Below are 18,615 nucleotides of genomic sequence, written 5' to 3' on the forward strand. Positions count from 1 at the left end.
GGACAAGTTGATGAAAATTGGCCTTAACGGAGGGTAACCAACTGATAACGCTCATCGAACGGTGAGGCGGGACTCCCGCGTCATCGTTCATTCCTTGTGGCGGCGATGGTTGCCGAACACGAGGCCGGTCTCGAGCGCCCGCTTGCCGAACTTCTGCCTGACCTCGTCCATCGCCCGCTCGGCGGCGGCCTTGCGCGTCGCCGTCTGGTCGACGAGGTCGGCCGGGTCGGCGAAGCGGCTCTCGCAGAGATCGGCGACGGAAACGCCGAGCAGCCGATATTTCTGGCCGTGCGCCTCCTCGGCGAGGAGCGCGTCGGCCGCCGCGAAGATGCGGTCGGCGAGCTGGGTGGGGTCGTTGAGGCGCCGCGCCCGCGTCCTCAGTTTGAAGTCGGCGGTTTTCAGCTTCAGCGTCACCGTCGACCCGGCGATATCCTCATGCTTGAGGCCGAAGGAAACGCGCTCCGCCTGTTCCCGCAGGATCGGCCTGAGATCGCGGAGATCGGCGATATCCTCGAAGAAGGTCACCTCCGAGCCGACGCTCTTGCGCTTCGAATTGGGGACGACGTGCCGGCTGTCCTCGCCGTGCGCCAGCTTGGCGATCCTGAGGCCGAGCGCCCCGTAGCGGCCGGCCAGCCGGGCCGCATCGGCCGCCTGCAGGTCGCCGACGGTGCGGTAGCCGTCGGCGGCCAGGCGCTCGGAGAAGGCGCGGCCGATGCCCCAGAGCGCCGTCACCGGCCGCGGCGCCAGGAAGGCCGCGGCCTCCGACTGGCCGATCACCGAAAAGCCCCTGGGCTTGTCGAGGTCGGAGGCGATCTTGGCCAGGAACTTGTTGGCGGCGAGCCCCACCGAGACGGTGATGCCCACCTCGCGCTCCACGTCCTTGGCGAAGCGGGCGAGCACCAGCGCCGGACTGGCGCGGTGCAGCTTCTCGGTGCCGGACAGGTCGAGAAAGGCCTCGTCGATCGACAGCGGTTCGACGAGCGGCGTCAGCTCCAGCATCCGCCGCCGGATCTCGCGGCCGACGCGGGCATATTTTTCCATGTCGGGCCGCATCACCACCGCGTCGGGACAGAGCTGCAACGCCTTGAACATCGGCATGGCCGAGCGTACGCCGCTGATGCGGGCGATGTAGCAGGCCGTCGACACGACGCCGCGCTTGCCGCCGCCGATGATCAGCGGCCGGGTGGCGAGCGAGGGATCGTCGCGCTTTTCCACCGAGGCGTAGAAGGCATCGCAATCGATATGGGCGATGACCAGGCGGTCGAGGTCGGGGTGGCGCAGAAGGCGAGGGCCGCCGCAGGCCGGGCAGCGGCGCCCCTCGGCCGGCGCCGGGGCGAGGCAATCCCTGCAGAAACCGGTCGCCGCCTCGGACATGCTCGCCTCCCGCCGCCTGGACCCGGCTGGCCGGCCGGTCAGAACTCGCTGTCGCCGGCCAGCGCGTGGCGCGCGGCCGCGATCATGGTCGGCCTTATCCGCGCCTCCTCGACGAAGGACAGCAGCAGCGCTTCATCGGCCAGGAAGAATTCCAGGACGCCGGCGAGAAAGCCGGGCTCGCGCGCCGCCGCCCTAAGATCGGCCGGGCCGATGCCGGAAAGTGACAGGAAGCGGCCGAGCGCATCCGGGTTGCCGGCGAGATAGCCGAGGGCGGAAATGGCCAATTCCTCCGCCGCGTCGACGTTAAGCCTTTTATCAATGGGCATGTTCGGACCATCGTTTGGGATTGCTAAAGGAATCCATACTATATTTGTTATACTGGAATCAGTGCGGCAACCTATCCCTACCGGAAGGCGTTCCTGCGTACGAGCCGAGTGCGCAGGAATGAAAACCCGCCGAGCACCCGGCTGCACCGGCGCGCGAGGCGGAAAGAGAGTCGAATGGCCAAGACAGTTCTCATCGTCGAGGACAACGAGCTCAACATGAAGCTCTTCCACGATCTCCTGGAAGCGCACGGTTATCGCACGATTCAGACACGCAACGGCATCGAGGCCCTGGAGCTGGTGCGCACCCACCGGCCGGATCTCGTCCTGATGGACATCCAGTTGCCGGAAGTGTCGGGGCTCGAGGTCACCAAGTGGCTGAAGGAGGACGACGAACTGCGCTCGATCCCGGTGGTCGCGGTCACCGCCTTTGCCATGAAGGGCGACGAGGAGCGCATCCGTCAGGGCGGCTGCGAGGCCTATATTTCCAAGCCGATCTCGGTTTCCAAATTCATCGAGACGGTGCGGACCTATATCGGCGACCAGTAGGCGTCGTCCGGAACGGAAGAGTGTGATGACAGCGCGTATTCTTGTTGTCGACGACATCCTGGTCAACGTGCGCCTCATGGAGGCCCGACTCACCGCCGAATACTTCGATGTCCACACCGCCACCTCCGGCGCCGAGGCGCTGGCCATGCTCGACAACGCCGCCTACGACATCGTGCTGCTCGACGTCATGATGCCGGGCATGGACGGCTTCGAGGTCTGCCGCCGCATCCGCGCCAATCCCAGGACGACGCAGTTGCCGGTGATCATGGTCACCGCCCTCGACCAGCCGGCCGACCGCGTCCACGGCCTCGAGGTCGGCGCCGACGACTTCCTCACCAAGCCGGTGTCCGACACCCAGCTCATCACCCGCGTCAAGAGCCTCGTCCGTCTGAAGCAGCTCACCGACGAGCTCGATCTCCGAGCCAACCAGGGCTCGGTCGCCTTCGACCGGGCGATGACCTACGCCGACCTCACCGCCCGCGCCCCCGGCCGCATCCTGCTGGTCGAGGACCGCCGCTCGGCCTATGTGCGCATCGCCCAGGCGCTGGCCGGCGAAATGGCCGTCGACATCGAGACCAACCCGCAGGAAGCCCTGTTCCGCGCCGCCGAGGGCGACTACGACCTGGCGCTGGTATCGACGAGCCTCGACGACTACGACGCGCTACGCCTCTGCTCGCAGCTCAGGTCGCTCGACCGGACGCGCCTGCTGCCGATCCTGCTGATCGCCGATCCGGACGAGGACAGCCGGTTGGCGCGCGGCCTCGATCTCGGCATCAACGACTACCTGGTCCGTCCCGTCGATACCCAGGAACTGACGGCCCGCTGCCGCACCCAGATCCGCCGCAAGCGCTACACCGACCGGCTGCGCGCCAGCGTGCTGCAGACGATGGAGCTTGCCATCACCGACGCGCTGACCGGCCTCTACAATCGCCGCTACCTGGATTCGCATCTCGCCGCGCTGGTCGAGCGCACCACCGAGAAGAAGGGCGACCTGTCGCTGCTGATCGTCGACATCGACTATTTCAAGAAGGTCAACGACACCCACGGCCACGACGCCGGCGACGAGATCCTGCGCGAGTTCGCCACCCGCATCCGCCGCAACCTGCGGGCCCTCGATCTTCCCTGCCGTTTCGGCGGCGAGGAATTCGTCATCGTCATGCCGGAAACCGACTACGGCATCGCCTCCATCGTCGCCGAGCGGCTGCGCACCAAGATCGCCCGCGATCCCTTCGCCATTCACGGCGGGGCGGCGTTCGTCGACGTGACGATTTCCGTCGGCGCCGCCTATATCCTGCACGACGGCGACACGCCGGAATCGCTGCTGAAGCGGGCCGACAACGCCCTCTACCGCGCCAAGGCGGAAGGCCGCAACCGCGTCGTTCTCGCCGCCGCCTGACAGGCCGTTCGCGGCTTTTTCCTGAATTACGCCCTGTCGCGTCGCCCGGAGGGTCGATGACTTTCCGGCCCGGCGGACGCTGGAAAACAAGCCGACGCCATATCCGGGGCAAATTCCCGGGCAAGCTCGAGAAATAGCGCACCCGGGAATTTGCCTCGGGTACCGGTGTGCCGACCTATCCCTTTGTTCCTCATGTATAAAGCTGTCATCCTCGATATAAAGCTGTCCTCCTCTCGCAGGCGAGGACCTCGGGCAGAACAAAGCTCGACGCCGATATAGCGCTCCAGCAACGCTGGGGGCGCCCGATACACCCCTCATCACCTTCTCGTCCCGAGGTCCTCGCCTTCGCGAGGATGACAATCTATGGGAGGTACAGTGCGCGCTGACCTATCCCTTTGTTCCCTCTATATAAATCTGTCATCCTCGCGCAGGCGAGGACCTCGGGCAGAACAAAGCTCGACGCCGATATAGCGCTCCAGCAACGCTGGGGCGCCCGATATACCCCTCACCACCTTCTCGTCCCGAGGTCCTCGCCTGCGCGAGGATGACAATCTATGGGACCATGGGAGGCGATGCGCTCGGCGATGACGGCGTGACAAGAACGTTCACAGACTTGGGCAAATTTCCGGGCCAGCTTGAGAAATGGCGTGCCCGGGAATTTGCTCCAGCTACGCCGGCGCCGCTCCAGCCTTTTGTTATCGCATCGGATTTTCCGAAAACCGGAGTCCACTTTTCGGTCCGATGCTCTCGAAGCGTTCTTCGCCGGTCGGCTGTGGGCGGCCGATGCCGCGCGATGTTCACAGGCCGCCGATGCTGGAATTAAGGTTACCTTTTTATGATTAACTCACTGAGGCGCAGCGTCTTGCCGGGTTGATGTTGTAAACAACTCGTTAAAACGGTAGAACAATATCGTTGATAGTCTAGAGATTTTGGAAAGAGTACATATACTTTCCAAACTACAACCCGGTGAAGCCAGGTCCGCCGCATCTCCTGGTCTTGTCGGGTCGGTCGGTCGATGCCGGCGAGAGTGGCCTCCTCGTTGACCCGGCATCGATCGACCACTCTTGCCTTTCCGGCCCGGCCGGCGCCTATCCTGCATCTCCCGCCGAAGAAAACACCCGCCGGAGACGCAGCGACCGTGACAGACTTTCATTTCTCGACGCCGTCGGGCCTGCCGCGCGCCCGCGCTTTCGCCATTCCCTTCGATGGCGAGCCGGGCGCCTTCAACGCCATCACCGACGTTGCCGGCGTCAGCGTCGGCTATACGACGCTGATCTCCGGCGACGGGCCGCTCCAAGTCGGCCGCGGCCCGGTGCGGACCGGCGTGACGGCCATCCTGCCGCGGCCGCCGGCCGACATCGCCCGACCCTGTCACGCCGGCTTCTTCTCCGGCAACGGCAATGGCGAGCTCACCGGCATCCATCTGATCGAGGAGGTCGGCGCCTTCAGCCTGCCGATCACCATCACCAACACCCATTCGCTCGGCGTCGCCCGCGACGCCACGCTGAAGTGGGTGGCGGCCAACCGGCCCGAGGCGCTCGCCTCGGCCTGGGGACTGCCGGTGGCCGGCGAGACCTATGACGGCTTCCTGAGCGACATCAACGGCCATCACCTGACCGAGGCTGATGTTTTCGCCGCCCTGGACGGCGCGGTCGCCGGACCGCTCGACGAGGGCTCGGTGGGCGGCGGCACCGGCATGTCCACCTTCGAGTTCAAGGCCGGTTCCGGTACCGCCTCGCGCCGCGTCGGCTGGGCCGGCGAGACCTTCACCCTCGGCGTGTTCGTGCAGAGCAACTTCGGCAACCGGCGTAATCTGGTGATCCGTGGCCGCCGCGCCGGCGCGGAGCTCGCCGAACCGCCCGTCGTCCAGGCGACGCCGCGCGCCGAGAAAAGCTCGATCATCGCCATCGTCGCCACCGATGCGCCGCTGTTGCCGCACCAGTTGAAGCGCCTCGCCCGGCGCGTGCCGCTCGGCATCGCCTGGACCGGCGGTCTCGGCTACAATTCGTCCGGCGACATCTTCCTCGCCTTCTCCACCGCCAACGGCGAGGCGGCCACCGGTCCGTCCGGGCGCCTGGCGTCGCTGGTCTCCATCCCCGACGTCGACATCGATCCGTTCTTCGACGCCACCGTCCAGGCGGTGGAAGAGGCCATCCTCAACGCCCTCGTCGCCAATGCCGATATGACCGGCCGCGACGGCAACGTCGTGCCGGCGCTGCCGCACGACTGGCTGGCGGCGACCTTCGGCCGGAGCGGATGATCTCCTGGAGGGCGGCCATTGCAGCTATCCACAGCCGATTGCCGCTCCTGAAGGCAGATTCGCCCACGTCACAGCATAGAAATAAGGCAAGGTGCAAGTTGCTTAGACAATGAGCAATTTGGCTTGCAATCGCTATCGCTTCCCCGGCAAGATGGTGTCATTCCAAGCCAATAAGGGGAACGTCATGCTGAAATCCGCCCGCCGCCTTGCCGCGAGGGCCGCTTTCGTCGGTCTTGCCGGGATCGCCTCGCTCGCCGCCGGCGCCACCGCCGCCTTTGCCGACACGCCGGTCAAATTCACCCTCGACTGGAAGTTCGAGGGGCCGGCCGCCGGCTTCCTGCTGGCGCTCGACAAGGGCTACTTCAAGGCGGAGGGGCTCGACGTCACCATCGACAGCGGCAACGGCTCGGTGGAAGCCATCTCCCGCGTTGCCACCGGCACCTACGACATGGGCTTCGGCGACATCAACTCGCTGATCAAGCTCCTCGACGAGGATCCGTCGCAGAAGATCACCGGCGTCTTCATGGTCTACGACCGTCCGACCTTCGCCGTGGTCGGCCGCAAGTCGCTCGGCATCACCGACGATCCCAAGTCGCTCGAAGGCAAGAAGCTCGGCGCGCCGCCGCCGGACGGCGCCTTTGCCCAGTGGAAGGCCTTCAAGGCGGTGGCCGGCATCGACGACAGCAAGATCACGCTCGAGTCGGTCGGCTTCCCGGTGCGCGAGCCGATGCTGGCCAAGGGCGACGTCGACGCCGTGTTCGGCTTTTCCTTCTCGGTGATCCTGAACCTCAAGGCGCAGGGCGTGCCGGCCGACGACATCGTGCCGATCCTGATGGCCGAGCACGGCCTCAACCTCTACGGCAACACCGTCACCGTCAACACCGACTTCGCCGCCAACAACCCGGATGCCGTGAAGGGCGTGCTCAAGGCGCTCGCCAAGGGCTTCGCCGACGCGGTCGCCAACCCCGAGGAGGGCGTCGAGGCGGTGCTGAAGCGCAACGAGACGCTGAACTCCGACATCGAGCTCGAACGCCTCACCATGGCCAACGCCCAGAACATCAAGACGCCCTATGTCGCCGAGCACGGCATGGGCGGCGTCGATCCGGCGCGGCTCGCCGCCTCCATCGAGACGCTGAAGACCTCGATGGGCCTCAAGGGCACGGTGACCGCCGACAAGGTGTTCGACGCCAGTTTCCTGCCGCCGGAAGCCGAACGCAAGCTGCCCTGATCGAGCTCCGGACCGGTCGGTCCCGCCGGCCGGTCCCGCCTTTTTCCGGAAACGCCCGACAAATGACCCACCTCGTCTCCATCGAAAACGTCGACATGCGCTATGGCGGGGCGAGCGGCACGCTGGCCGTCGCCGATCTCACCTTCAAGGTCGACAAGGGCGAGTTCGCCGCCGTGGTCGGCCCGTCCGGCTGCGGCAAGTCGACGCTGATGCGCCTCGTCACCGGACTGCACATTCCGCAGGCCGGCAACGTCATCGTCGCCGGCCAGCACGTCACCGAGCCGGTGAGCATCGTCGGCATGGCCTTCCAGAACCCCAGCATGCTGCCCTGGCGTACCACGCTCGACAACATCCTGCTGCCGCTGGAGATCGTCGAGCGGCACAGGAAGCGGTTGCGCGCCCACAAGGCGGAATACGTGGAGAAGGCCGAGCATCTGCTCGAGGTGGTCGGCCTCAAGGACTTCGGCTCGAAATATCCCTGGCAGCTTTCCGGCGGCATGCAGCAGCGCGCCAACCTCTGCCGGGCGCTGATCCACGAGCCGCAGCTTCTGATGCTGGACGAGCCGTTCGGCGCCCTCGACGCCTTCACCCGCGAGGAGCTCTGGTGCGTCATCCGCGACCTGCACGCGGCGCAGGACGTCACCATCGTCCTGGTCACCCACGACCTGCGCGAGGCGGTGTTCCTCGCCGACAAGATCCTGGTGATGAGCGCCCGGCCCGGCCGCGTGCTGCGCGAGCATCGCGTGCCGTTCGCCCGGCCGCGCGATCTCGAGATCACCTACGACAAGGCCTTCAACGACGTGGTCCACGAACTGCACGGCGAGATCGCCAGCGCCAGGAGGGCGGCATGAGCGCGGTCATCGAGGATATCCAGAAGCCCGAGCCGGCACGGCCGCTGATCGCCCGCATCGACTGGGTGAAGGCGTCGCCCTGGCTCTACACCGTCGCCCTGTTCGCGATCTGGGAGGCGGCGGTCCGCATCTTCGATCTGCCCTACACCGTGCTGCCGGCGCCCTCGCGCATCTTCGCGGCACTCTACCAGTATTGGTCGCCGATCTGGAAGAACTCGCTGCAGACGCTCTACACGACGACGCTCGGCTTTCTGATGGCGGTGGTCGGCGGCCTCGCCCTCGGCCTGTTCATCGGCTGGTCCAAGGTGATCTACGCCGGCCTCTATCCGCTGATGATCGGCTTCAACGCCGTGCCCAAGGTGGCGGTGGTGCCGATCCTGGTCATCTGGTTCGGCATCGGCGCGGTGCCGGCCATGCTGACCGCCTTCCTGATCTCCTTCTTCCCGATCGTCGTCAACGTCGCCACCGGCCTCGCCACCATCGAGCCGGAGACCGAGGACGTGCTGAGGGCGCTTGGCGCCAAGAAGCTCGATATCATGCTGAAGGTCGGCATCCCCCGCTCGATGCCCTATTTCTTCGGCTCGCTGAAGGTGGCGATCACGCTGGCCTTCGTCGGCTCGGTGGTGTCGGAAACGGTCGCCTCCAACTACGGCCTCGGCAACCTGATGAGCTCGGCCCAGAGCCAGTTCAACGTACCGCTGGTGTTCGCCGGCCTGTTGGCGCTCGCCGTCGAGGGCATCGTCATGTACTCGATCATGGCCTGGGTGGAAAAGCGCATGACCGGCTGGGCGCACCGGTCCACCATGTCGCACTGAGCGAACGGACTTTGCCGGAAAAGACCTTGCGCGGCGGGGAATTGCCCCCTTAGCTGCACCGGGTTCATCCGAAGGAAAAGTGAAGATGTCGTCGATCGATCGTGCCGCCCTCGCCGCCGCCGTGGCCTCGCTGCCGGAGCGTTTCAAGGGGCCGGGCGGCGCGGTCGGCGTGATCAAGGACGGCGAGGGGGTCGTCAGAGAGGCCTGGGGCTACGCCGATCCCGACACGGGGCTGGCGATGACGCCGTCCCGCCTGATGCCGATCTGCTCGATCAGCAAGCAGATGACATGCGGCGTGCTGCTCGACCTCCTCGGCGACCCGTCGCCGCTCGACGACCGGATCGCCGGCTTCCTGCCGAACCTTAAGGGACGGCGGCCGACCGCCCGCGAGCTCTGCGACAACCGCTCGGGCCTGCGCGACTACTGGGCGCTCACCGCGCTGCACGGCGCCCATCACGAGGGCGTCTTCCGCCGCGAGGATGCGCGGCCGCTGTTCGGCCGCATGAAGACCACCCACTTCGAGCCGGGCAGCCAGTATTCCTATTCCAACGGCAATTTCCGCATTGTCGCCGATCTCCTGGAGGAGCAGTCCGGCCGCTCGCTCGCCGAACTCTACGCGCGCCACATCTTCGGCCCGGCCGGCATGCGCGACGCCCGCCTGGCCGCCGACACGGCATCGCCGCTCAACGGCGCCGTCGGCCACGAGGGCAACGCCGCCGTCGGCTGGTTCCCGGCGACGAATCGCATCTTCTGGGCGGGCGATGCCGGCGTGGCGGCGACGCTCGACGACATGCTCGCCTGGGAGCGCTTCATCGACCGTACCCGCAACGATGCGGATGGGCTTTACCGGCGCTTGTCGGCGCCGTCCGCCTTCGCCGACGGGCGTCCGGCCCGCTACGGCATGGGCCTCGGCCACGACCGAATCGACGATGTCGCCCTGACCGGCCACGGCGGCGCCCTGCGCGGTTTCCGCATTCGCCGCCTGCACGCGGCGGAGGAGCGGCTGTCGGTGGTGGTGATGTTCAACCACGAGGCCGACGCGCACGCCGCCGCCCTTTTCCTGATGCGCGCCGCCCTCGGCCGGCCGGCCGCGGCGCCGGCCGGCGACACCCCCGCCGACCGGTCGTGGACCGGCGCCTATCTCGAGCCGTCGTCCGGCCTCATGCTCGACGTCACCGCCCATGGCGGCGCCATTCTCGCCCGCTTCGCCGGCGGCACCGAAGTGCTGGCCTTCGGGCCGGACAATATCGCCCGCTCCGCCGGCATGACGCTGTCCCGCGACGGCGACGGCCTCGCGGTCGACCGTCCCGGCGACAACCTCCGCGGCGTCGCGGCGCGGCTCGCCGGAGCGGCTGCGCCGGACATCGCCGGCCGCTACTGGTCGCCCGAGACCGAGTCCGTGCTGGACATCGACGCCGCCGGTTCCACCTTCGCTGCCCGCTTCGACGGCTTCCTCGGCCGCGGTCCGATGCACGCGATGAGCCCCGTCGCCGCCGACGTCTGGAAGCTTTCGACGCCGCGCGGCATGGACGCGCCGGCGCCGGGCGACTGGACGGTCCGCGTCCGCCGGACGGCCGACGGCGCCGTCGAGGGCCTCGCCCTCGGCTGTTGGCTGGCCCGAAACGTTGTGTTTTCGCGCCTCGCCTGACCGCTTGTTCCTTGAAACAATTCAATTTTTGCCCGGCATTGCGCTTGCGCGCGATGCAATAACCCATTGGTCGAGTCAACGCCATCCGGGTCATTCTTTTGGTTGAATTGACCGTCCGGCTCATCGGACCTAGGTTCATCACCGTGAATTAATTAATCGAGGGAAGCACGGGAGAACTTGCCTCGGCTGGGCGACGACGGTTGGGAGGCCGTCGTCGCCACTTTCAACAGCCTGACAGGTTCGGTTGCTTGCCTTTGCTCCGGGGGGAGTGAGAATGTCGGCCCGCAAGACGCGGACCGGGCAGGGGTCGAACTCTGCTCAGGTCCGTCTCTACAACGAGCGGATCGTGTTGCAGGCGCTGCGCCGTTTCGGCGAGGCGTCGAAAGCCGACCTCGCCCGGGCGGCCGGCCTGACCAACAACGCCATCGGCACCATCACCGCCTATCTCGGCGCCGCCGGCCTCGTCGTCGAGCTGGGCAAGAAGCGCGAGGGGCAGCGCGGCCAGCCGGCCACCATGCTGGCGCTCGCCCCGGAGGGGGCGTATTCCATCGGCGTCCGCATCGACCGCGTCGGCTGCGAGACCGTCTGCGTCGATTTCGGCGGCCACATCCTGGCCAGCCGGTCGCACGACACGCTGCTGCCGCCGCCCAAGGACATGCTGGCCGCCGTCGCCGGCGACATCAAGTCGATCGAGCGGGAGATCGGCCCGGAGCGCTGGGAACGGCTCGCCGGCATCGGCCTCGCCCAGCCCTACCACCTCGGCAGCTGGCTGAGGGAGCTGGAGCTGCCGGCCAGCTCCTTCCGCCTGTGGGACGACTTCGATTTCTGCGCCGCCCTCGAGGCGGAGACCGGCATCCCGGTGTTCCTGGAGAACGACGGCAACGCCGCCGCCATCGCCGAGCTGTTCTACGGCCACGGCCGCGCATTGTCCGACTTCGTCTATCTGTTCATCGGCGGCGCCGTCGGCGGCGGCGTCGTGCTCGACGGCGACTGCCTGCGCGGCGGCCATGGCAACGCCGGCGACTTCGCCATGATGCCGGTGCCGGCCTCCACGCTGCCGTCGGTGCCGCGGCCGCAGCGCTCTTTCGACGTGCTGCTCACCCGCACGTCGCTGGCCGGCCTGAAGCGGCATCTGCGCTGGCACGGACACGCCGTCGACACGCTGGCCGAGATCGGCGACCTGTTCCGCCGCGCGCCGCGCCCGGTCGCCTTCGACGAGTGGATCGACGACGCCGTCGCCGCCTTCGTGCCGGCCATCCTCGCGACGACGGCGACGCTCGACGTCGACCACGTCATCCTCGAGGGCGACCTCGACTGCGGCCTGATCGAGGCCATCGTCGAGCGTCTTGCCGCGGCGCTCGCCGCCGCCACGCCGGAAAGCGTGGCCGCCCCGACGGTGCTCGACGGCTCGTTCCGGGCTCGGGCCGGCGCGCTCGGCGCCGCCACGCTGCCGCTGTTCTTCAACTTCTCGCCGCGCTCGTCGATCCTGACCGGCACGGCGCCCATGTTCAGGGAGTTCAGAGACTATGCCGTCCGCGCCTGAGCCGACACCCATCCTCGAAATGCGGGGCATCACCAAGACCTTCCCGGGCGTCAAGGCGCTGGCGGGCGTCGAGCTCACCGTCTATCCGGGCGAGGTGCACGCCCTGATGGGCGAGAACGGCGCCGGCAAGTCGACGCTGATGAAGATCCTGTCCGGCGCCTACAAGGCCGACCCCGGCGGCGAGATCCGCATCGACGGCAAGCTCGCCCATATCGACGGCCCGCTCAGCGCCAAGACGCTGGGCATCGCCGTCATCTACCAGGAGCTCAGCCTGTCGCCCAACCTGACGGTGGCCGAGAACATCTATCTCGGACGCGAACTGTCGTCGGGCGGCCAGGTCGACCGGGCGCGCATGCGCCGCGAGTGCCAGGGCGTGCTCGACCGGCTCGGCGCCGGCTTCGGCCCGGCGACGGTGGTATCGACGCTGTCGATCGCCGAACGGCAGATGGTGGAGATCGCCCGCGCCATCCACGCCAACGCCCGCATCCTGGTGATGGACGAGCCGACGACCGCCCTGTCGTCGCGCGAGACCGACAAGCTGTTCGACCTGATCCGCACGCTGCGCGCCGACGGCCTCGCCATCATCTACATCTCGCACCGCATGGCCGAGGTCTACGAGCTGGCCGACCGCTGCTCGGTGCTGCGCGACGGCGCCTACGTCGGCACGCTCCTGCGCGACGAGCTCAAGGCCGAGACGCTGGTCAAGATGATGGTCGGCCGCGATCTCTCCAAGTTCTACAAGAAGGACCACGACGCCGAGGGCAGCCGCGGCGAGGTGATCCTGTCGGTGCGCGACATGAGCGACGGCCGCCGCGTGCGCGGCTGCTCCTTCGATCTGCACCGCGGCGAGGTGCTCTGCCTCGCCGGCCTGGTCGGCTCGGGACGCACCGAGCTGGCCCGCCTGATCTACGGCGCCGACGCCCGCAAGAGCGGCACGGTGGCGCTCGACGGCAAGCCGCTCGACATCGTCAGGCCGATCCAGGCGGTGGACGCCGGCATCGTCTATCTCACCGAGGACCGCAAGGGGCAGGGCCTGTTCCTCGACATGACGGTGCAGGAGAACATCAACCTGCAGGTCATCGGCCGCGACGCCGGCAAGGGCGGCCTGCTCGACCTCAGGAAGGCGAGGGGACGGGCGGTCGACGCCATCAGGGCGCTGTCGATCCGCGTCGCCGGGCCGGTGGTCGAGGTGGGTTCGCTGTCGGGCGGCAACCAGCAGAAGGTGCTGCTGTCGCGGCTCCTGGAGACGCGGCCGCGCGTGCTGATCCTCGACGAGCCGACGCGCGGCGTCGACATCGGCGCCAAGTCCGAAATCTACCGCATCATCGACGATCTCGTGAAGGCGGGCATCGGCGTGCTGGTCATCTCCTCGGAGATGCCGGAAGTGGTCGGCATCGCCGACCGCGTGCTGGTGATGCGGGAAGGCCATATCGCTGGCGAGGTCGGCGGCACCACCGGCATCGCGATCACCCAGGAAAACATCATCGCCCTGGCCGCCGGCCTCGCTCACCCGAGCGCCCCGGCCGCCTGACGCCAGAAGAGACATAAAACAAGGGAACCGCCATGTCCCAGGAAACTTCGTCGGCCGCTCTCACCCGCGAAAAGGCCGCTGCCAATCGCCAGATTCTCATCCAGCAGATCATCCGCACGGTCGGCATGCTGCCGATCCTGATCCTGCTCGGCATCGGTTTCCAATTGATGTCGGGCCGCTTCTTCTCGGGGCAGAATCTCTCCATCGTCACCCAGCAGGCGTCGATCAACACCGTGCTGGCCTGCGGCATGACGGCGGTGATCCTGACCGGCGGCATCGACCTGTCCGTCGGCTCGATCCTGGCCGCCTCGGCCATGGTGGCGGTGATCGGCTCGCTGGTCCCCGACATGGGCATGATCGGCATTCCGCTGGCGCTGTTCGCCGGCCTGGTGTTCGGCCTGATCAACGGTTCGCTGGTCGCCTTCATCGGCCTGCCGCCGTTCATCACGACGCTCGGCTCGCTCACCGCCGTGCGCGGCGTCGCCCGCCTGCTCGGCAACGACACCACCGTCTTCAACTCGCACCTGCCCTTCGCCTTCATCGGCAACGGCTACCTCTTCGGCATTCCCTGGCTGGTGATCATCGCCTTCCTGTCGGTGATCGTCACCTGGATCATCCTGCGCCGGACGGTGCTCGGCGTGCATATCTATGCCACCGGCGGCAACGAGAGCGCCGCCCGTCTCTCCGGCATCAAGGTCTGGGCGGTGTTTCTGTTCGTCTACGGCTTCTCGGGGCTGATGGCCGGCCTCGGCGGCGTGATGAGCGCGGCGCGCCTGTTCGCGGCCAACGGCACCCAGCTCGGCCAGTCCTACGAGCTCGACGCCATCGCCGCCGTCATCCTGGGCGGCACCTCGTTCACCGGCGGCGTCGGCTCGATCTGGGGCACGCTGATCGGCGCGCTGATCATCGCCGTCCTGTCCAACGGCCTGGTGCTCGTCGGCGTCAGCGACATCTGGCAGTACATCATCAAGGGCCTCGTCATCATCATCGCCGTGGCGCTCGACCGCGTCCGTTCGCAGGGCGGCGCCCGCACCTAGAGCGTTCGCCAGGCAGAATTCGGCGGCGGGCCGTCCCCGCCTCCGCATCTGGGGTGTCGTGCCCGCCGGCCTCTCCGGCAATCGCGATACCCCGGCAATCCACCGGCGGGACCGCCTCGCGGCCGGCCGGACACAGCAGGCGCGTCGGGCGGGAGGAGATCCGTCAGGCCCAGCCGGCACCCCAAGGAGGAGTAAGTCATGAAGTCTCGCAGCATTCTGCTCGGCGCCGCCGCTGCCGTCGCCCTCACCGGCGCCGCCGGAGCCAAGGACCTCAACAAGATCGGCATTTCCCTCGGCTCGATGGGCAATCCGTTCTTCGTGGCGCTGGCCACCGGCGCCACCGACAAGGCCAAGGAGATCAATCCCAACGTCGAAGTCACCGCCCTCGGCTACGACTACGACATGAACAAGCAGTTCACCCAGATCGACAACTTCATCGCCGCCGGCGTCGACCTGATCCTGCTCAACCCGGCCGATCCGCAGGCCGTGGCGCCCGCCATCGCCCGCGCCCAGGCCGCCGGCATCCCGGTCGTCGCCGTCGACACCGCCGCCGAGGGCGCCGATGCCACGGTGACCACCGACAACGTCCAGGCCGGCGAGATCGCCTGCCAGTACATCGTCGACAAGCTCGGCGGCAAGGGCGACGTCGTCATCGTCAACGGCCCGCAGGTGTCGGCGGTCATCGACCGCGTCGTCGGCTGCAAGAAGGTGTTCGAGGCCAACTCCGGCATCAACGTGCTGTCGTCGGACCAGGACGCCAAGGGCTCGCGCGACGGCGGCCTCAACGTCATGCAGTCGCTGCTGACCCGCTTCGAGAAGATCGACGCCGTGTTCGCCATCAACGACCCGACGGGCATCGGCGCCAGCCTCGCCTCCAAGCAGGCCAACCGCACCAGCCTGTTCATCACCTCCGTCGACGGCGCGCCGGACATCGAAGCCGAGCTCAAGGACACGTCGTCGCTGGTCGAGGCGTCGTCGAGCCAGGATCCCTATGCCATGGCCCAGCTCGCCACCCAGATCGGCATCGACCTGATCAACGGCAAGAAGCCGGAGCAGCAGGTGACGTTGCTGCCCTCCAAGCTGGTGACGCGCGACAACATCGCCGACTACAAGGGCTGGACGGCGGCCCGCTGAGGCACGCTTCGGCTGTTTTAGTCTAGACTGCATCCCCGGGCGGCGGCGCTGCCCGGGGATGTGTTTTTATGGCGGACATGGTTTTCTGCCAGCGGGGCGGGCAATGGCTGCCCGCTTTTTGATGTTGCAATTCCAACATTAATGTTGTTGCATTCCCAAACATCGTCCAACACGGATCCGGCCAGCATGCTCTATGACGACGCCTTCCTTGCCCGCCTTGAAGACGGCCTGCGCTCGGCGCTACCGACCTGGAATGTCGACGAAACGGCGAAATTATCGCTGCTGACCATTTCCGAGAACGCCACCTTTCTGGTGGATGACGTCAAGGGCGGCCGCCGGCTGGTCCTGCGCGTCCACCGTCCGGCCTACCACAGTGACGAGGAGATTTCCTCCGAGCTCGAATGGATCGAGGCGCTACGGTCGGCCGGCGTCATCGCCACGCCGGCGCCGATTCATGCGAGAGATGGCCGGCTGCTCGCCACCTTCTTCGACGGCGAGACCCAGCGCAACGCCGTGGCCTTCGAGTTCATGAGCGGCCGGGCACCTGACGAGACTGGCGGCGAGGCCGGCGATCTCGCCCGCTGGTACGGCCATCTCGGCGAGATCTCAGCCCGCCTGCACGCCCATAGCCGCGCCTGGTCGCCGCCCGGGGGCTTCGTCCGCAAGACCTGGACCTTCGACACCATCATCGGCCCCAACGCCTACTGGGGCGACTGGCGCGCCGCGCTCGGCCTCGATGCCGCCGGCCGGGCGGTGCTCGAGAAGGCGGCGGCGCGGCTTCACCGCGAAACGGCGGCCTTGGGCACCGCGCCCGACCGCTTCGGCCTGATCCACGCCGACATGCGCGCCGCCAACCTGCTGGTCGACGGCGACCGGCTCGGCGTCATCGACTTCGACGACTGCGGCTTCTCCTGGTTCGCCTACGACTTCGCCGCCTCGATTTCCTTCATCGAGGCCGAGCCCATCGTTCCCGAGCTGATGGCCGCCTGGCTCGACGGCTACGCCCGCGTCGCCCCGCTCGATGCCGGGCAGGCGGCGGCGCTGCCCATGCTGGTGATGCTGAGGCGGATGCAGCTCACCGCCTGGATCGCCTCGCATTCCGAGACGCCGACCGGGCAATCGACGGGACCGGCCTACACGGCCGGCACCGTCGACCTCGCCGAACGCTATCTGACCGCCGATTTCCTGAAGGGTGTGGCATGAGCCCGACCAAGCAGATCCTCGCCCTCAACCGCTTCGAGGCCTCCGACGGCGCCGCCCTGGCGCCCGAACTGGCGGCGCGCGTCGCCAGGCGGCAGGCCACCTTCGGCGCCTCGTCGGTCCTGTTCTACAAGGAGCCGATCGAGATGGTGCGGGCGGAGGGCGTCTTCATGTACGACGCCCACGGCAGGCGCTATCTCGACGTCTACAACAACGTGCCGTCCGTCGGCCATTCGCATCCGGCCGTCGCCGAGGCGGTGGCCAAGCAGATCGCCGTCCTCAACATTCACACCCGCTACCTGACCGGGCCGGTCGAGGCCTATGCCGAGGCGCTGCTGTCGAAGTTCCCGGCGCCGCTCTCCAACCTCACCATGACCTGCACCGGCTCGGAGAGCAACGACCTCGCCATGCGCATCGCCGAGGCGGCGACGGGCAAGCGCGGCTTCGTCGTCACCCGCGCCGCCTATCACGGCAATACCCATCACGTGACGGCCATCTCGCCGTCGTCGATGAAGTCGAAGCCGGTGCCGGACTTCGTGCGCGTCATTCCCGAGCCCGATCCGGCGCTGGCGCCCGGCGGCGACGTCGCGGCCTTCTTCGCCGCCAACCTTCGGGCGGCCATCGACGATCTCGAGGACAAGGGCGTCGGCTTCGCCGCCGTCATCGTCGACACCATCTTCTCCTCCGACGGCATCTTCGCCGATCCGCCCGGCTTCCTGAAGGCGGCGGTCGAGGTGGCGCACAGGGCCGGCGGCCTGTTCATCGCCGACGAGGTACAGCCCGGTTTCGGCCGCACCGGCGGCGGCCTCTGGGGATTTTCGCGGCACGGCATCGTTCCCGATATCGTCACCATGGGCAAGCCGATGGGCAACGGCTTCCCGATGGCCGGCGTCGTCACCCGGCCGGAGCTGTTGTCGCTGTTCTGCGAGGAGACCGGCTATTTCAACACCTTCGGCGGCAATCCGGTGGCGGCGGCCGCCGGCGCGGCGGTGCTCGGCGTCATCGAGCGGGAAGGGCTGATCGGCAACGCCCGCGAGGTCGGCGCCTATTTCAAGGCGGCTCTCACGGCGGTGATGGGCAATCGCCGCGACATCGGCGCGGTGCGGGGAGCGGGCCTGTTCATCGGCCTCGACTTCGTCGATGCCGAAGGCCGGCCCGACCAGGCGCTCGCCACCTTCGTCATCAACGCCCTGAAGGAGCGGGGCATCCTGATCGGCGCCGCCGGCCTCTGGGGCAGCACGCTGAAGATCCGGCCGCCGCTCTGCTTCTCCAGGGACAATGCCGACTTCTTCGTCGCAACGCTGAAGGCCATTCTCGGAGACCGGTGAGAACCCGGCCGGCTGGGGGCCAGGGGGAGGGCGCCTTAAAACCCAACGATGCTAAGCAGCGCTCCGGTTCGCTTGGAGACCTATATCTGTCGCTCGCCTTTCCCGGCCCGAGGTCCTGCGCCTTCGCGCAGGATGACAGAATTATACATATGAAACATATACATAGGTTGTCATCCTGGTACCCGGAGCAAATTCCCGGGCACGCTTGAGAAACGCCGCTTGGAAAGCGGCGGCAATATTTATCGAGTCATTGAAATGGCATGATCTCGCACATGCGAGGCCAGAAATTTCGTGCCAGCGTATCCGGGAATTTGCCTCGGCTACCAGTGCGCCGACCTATCCCTTTGTTCCCCAATATAAAGCTGTCATCCTCGCGCAGGCGAGGACCTCAGGCAGGA

Annotated in this window: 15 protein-coding genes; 13 read left to right on the forward strand and 2 right to left on the reverse strand. The window is 67.3% G+C overall.

Going from position 1 to position 18,615, the window contains the following annotated elements:
• Positions 1 to 87: 87 nt before the first annotated feature.
• Complete coding sequence (locus CJ014_RS23530) at positions 88 to 1,374, reverse strand: DNA polymerase IV (protein WP_100082949.1); 1,287 nt, start codon at positions 1,372 to 1,374, stop codon at positions 88 to 90.
• A gap of 38 nt (positions 1,375 to 1,412) precedes the next feature.
• Positions 1,413 to 1,700, reverse strand: coding sequence for a DUF3572 domain-containing protein (locus CJ014_RS23535; RefSeq protein ID WP_100082950.1), 288 nt, complete (start codon positions 1,698 to 1,700; stop codon positions 1,413 to 1,415).
• 174 nt (positions 1,701 to 1,874) lie between these two features.
• Between CJ014_RS23535 and CJ014_RS23540 the strand changes: the two genes are divergently transcribed.
• From CJ014_RS23540 to CJ014_RS23600, 13 genes are all read left to right on the forward strand, one after another.
• Entirely contained in the window at positions 1,875 to 2,246 is a 372-nt protein-coding gene (locus CJ014_RS23540; protein ID WP_026790833.1) for a response regulator, read from the forward strand.
• Positions 2,247 to 2,271: 25 nt separating this feature from the next.
• Positions 2,272 to 3,642 (forward strand): PleD family two-component system response regulator, encoded by a 1,371-nt coding sequence (locus CJ014_RS23545; RefSeq protein ID WP_100082951.1) that lies wholly within the window; start codon positions 2,272 to 2,274, stop codon positions 3,640 to 3,642.
• A gap of 1,138 nt (positions 3,643 to 4,780) precedes the next feature.
• Positions 4,781 to 5,902 carry a DmpA family aminopeptidase gene (locus CJ014_RS23550; protein ID WP_245427598.1) on the forward strand — a complete coding sequence of 374 codons (1,122 nt, stop codon included), beginning with the start codon at positions 4,781 to 4,783 and terminating at the stop codon, positions 5,900 to 5,902.
• 184 nt (positions 5,903 to 6,086) lie between these two features.
• Positions 6,087 to 7,130, forward strand: a complete 1,044-nt coding sequence (locus CJ014_RS23555) for an ABC transporter substrate-binding protein (RefSeq protein ID WP_100082953.1) — start codon at positions 6,087 to 6,089, stop codon at positions 7,128 to 7,130.
• Positions 7,131 to 7,192: 62 nt separating this feature from the next.
• Positions 7,193 to 7,981, forward strand: a complete 789-nt coding sequence (locus CJ014_RS23560) for an ABC transporter ATP-binding protein (RefSeq protein WP_165790966.1) — start codon at positions 7,193 to 7,195, stop codon at positions 7,979 to 7,981.
• Positions 7,978 to 8,796, forward strand: coding sequence for an ABC transporter permease (locus CJ014_RS23565; RefSeq protein ID WP_100082954.1), 819 nt, complete (start codon positions 7,978 to 7,980; stop codon positions 8,794 to 8,796). Before CJ014_RS23560 ends, CJ014_RS23565 begins: the two co-directional genes overlap by 4 nt.
• 85 nt (positions 8,797 to 8,881) lie before the next feature.
• Positions 8,882 to 10,444 (forward strand): D-aminopeptidase, encoded by a 1,563-nt coding sequence (locus tag CJ014_RS23570; RefSeq protein ID WP_100082955.1) that lies wholly within the window; start codon positions 8,882 to 8,884, stop codon positions 10,442 to 10,444.
• Between the two features lie 274 nt (positions 10,445 to 10,718).
• Positions 10,719 to 11,987: an ROK family protein gene (locus tag CJ014_RS23575; RefSeq protein WP_100082956.1), complete on the forward strand. Its 1,269-nt coding sequence runs from the start codon at positions 10,719 to 10,721 to the stop codon at positions 11,985 to 11,987.
• A complete protein-coding gene (locus CJ014_RS23580; protein ID WP_100082957.1) occupies positions 11,971 to 13,518 on the forward strand; it encodes a sugar ABC transporter ATP-binding protein in 1,548 nt (515 codons plus the stop codon). Before CJ014_RS23575 ends, CJ014_RS23580 begins: the two co-directional genes overlap by 17 nt.
• 32 nt (positions 13,519 to 13,550) lie before the next feature.
• Positions 13,551 to 14,555 carry an ABC transporter permease subunit gene (locus tag CJ014_RS23585; protein WP_100082958.1) on the forward strand — a complete coding sequence of 335 codons (1,005 nt, stop codon included), beginning with the start codon at positions 13,551 to 13,553 and terminating at the stop codon, positions 14,553 to 14,555.
• A 198-nt stretch (positions 14,556 to 14,753) separates the two neighbouring features.
• Positions 14,754 to 15,689 carry an ABC transporter substrate-binding protein gene (locus CJ014_RS23590; protein ID WP_100082959.1) on the forward strand — a complete coding sequence of 312 codons (936 nt, stop codon included), beginning with the start codon at positions 14,754 to 14,756 and terminating at the stop codon, positions 15,687 to 15,689.
• A gap of 186 nt (positions 15,690 to 15,875) precedes the next feature.
• Entirely contained in the window at positions 15,876 to 16,892 is a 1,017-nt protein-coding gene (locus CJ014_RS23595; protein WP_100082960.1) for a phosphotransferase enzyme family protein, read from the forward strand.
• Positions 16,889 to 18,217 carry an aspartate aminotransferase family protein gene (locus CJ014_RS23600; protein ID WP_100082961.1) on the forward strand — a complete coding sequence of 443 codons (1,329 nt, stop codon included), beginning with the start codon at positions 16,889 to 16,891 and terminating at the stop codon, positions 18,215 to 18,217. Before CJ014_RS23595 ends, CJ014_RS23600 begins: the two co-directional genes overlap by 4 nt.
• Positions 18,218 to 18,615 lie beyond the last annotated feature (398 nt).

The sequence above is a fragment of the Pleomorphomonas carboxyditropha genome, from assembly GCF_002770725.1.
Taxonomy (GTDB): Bacteria; Pseudomonadota; Alphaproteobacteria; order Rhizobiales; family Pleomorphomonadaceae; genus Pleomorphomonas; species Pleomorphomonas carboxyditropha.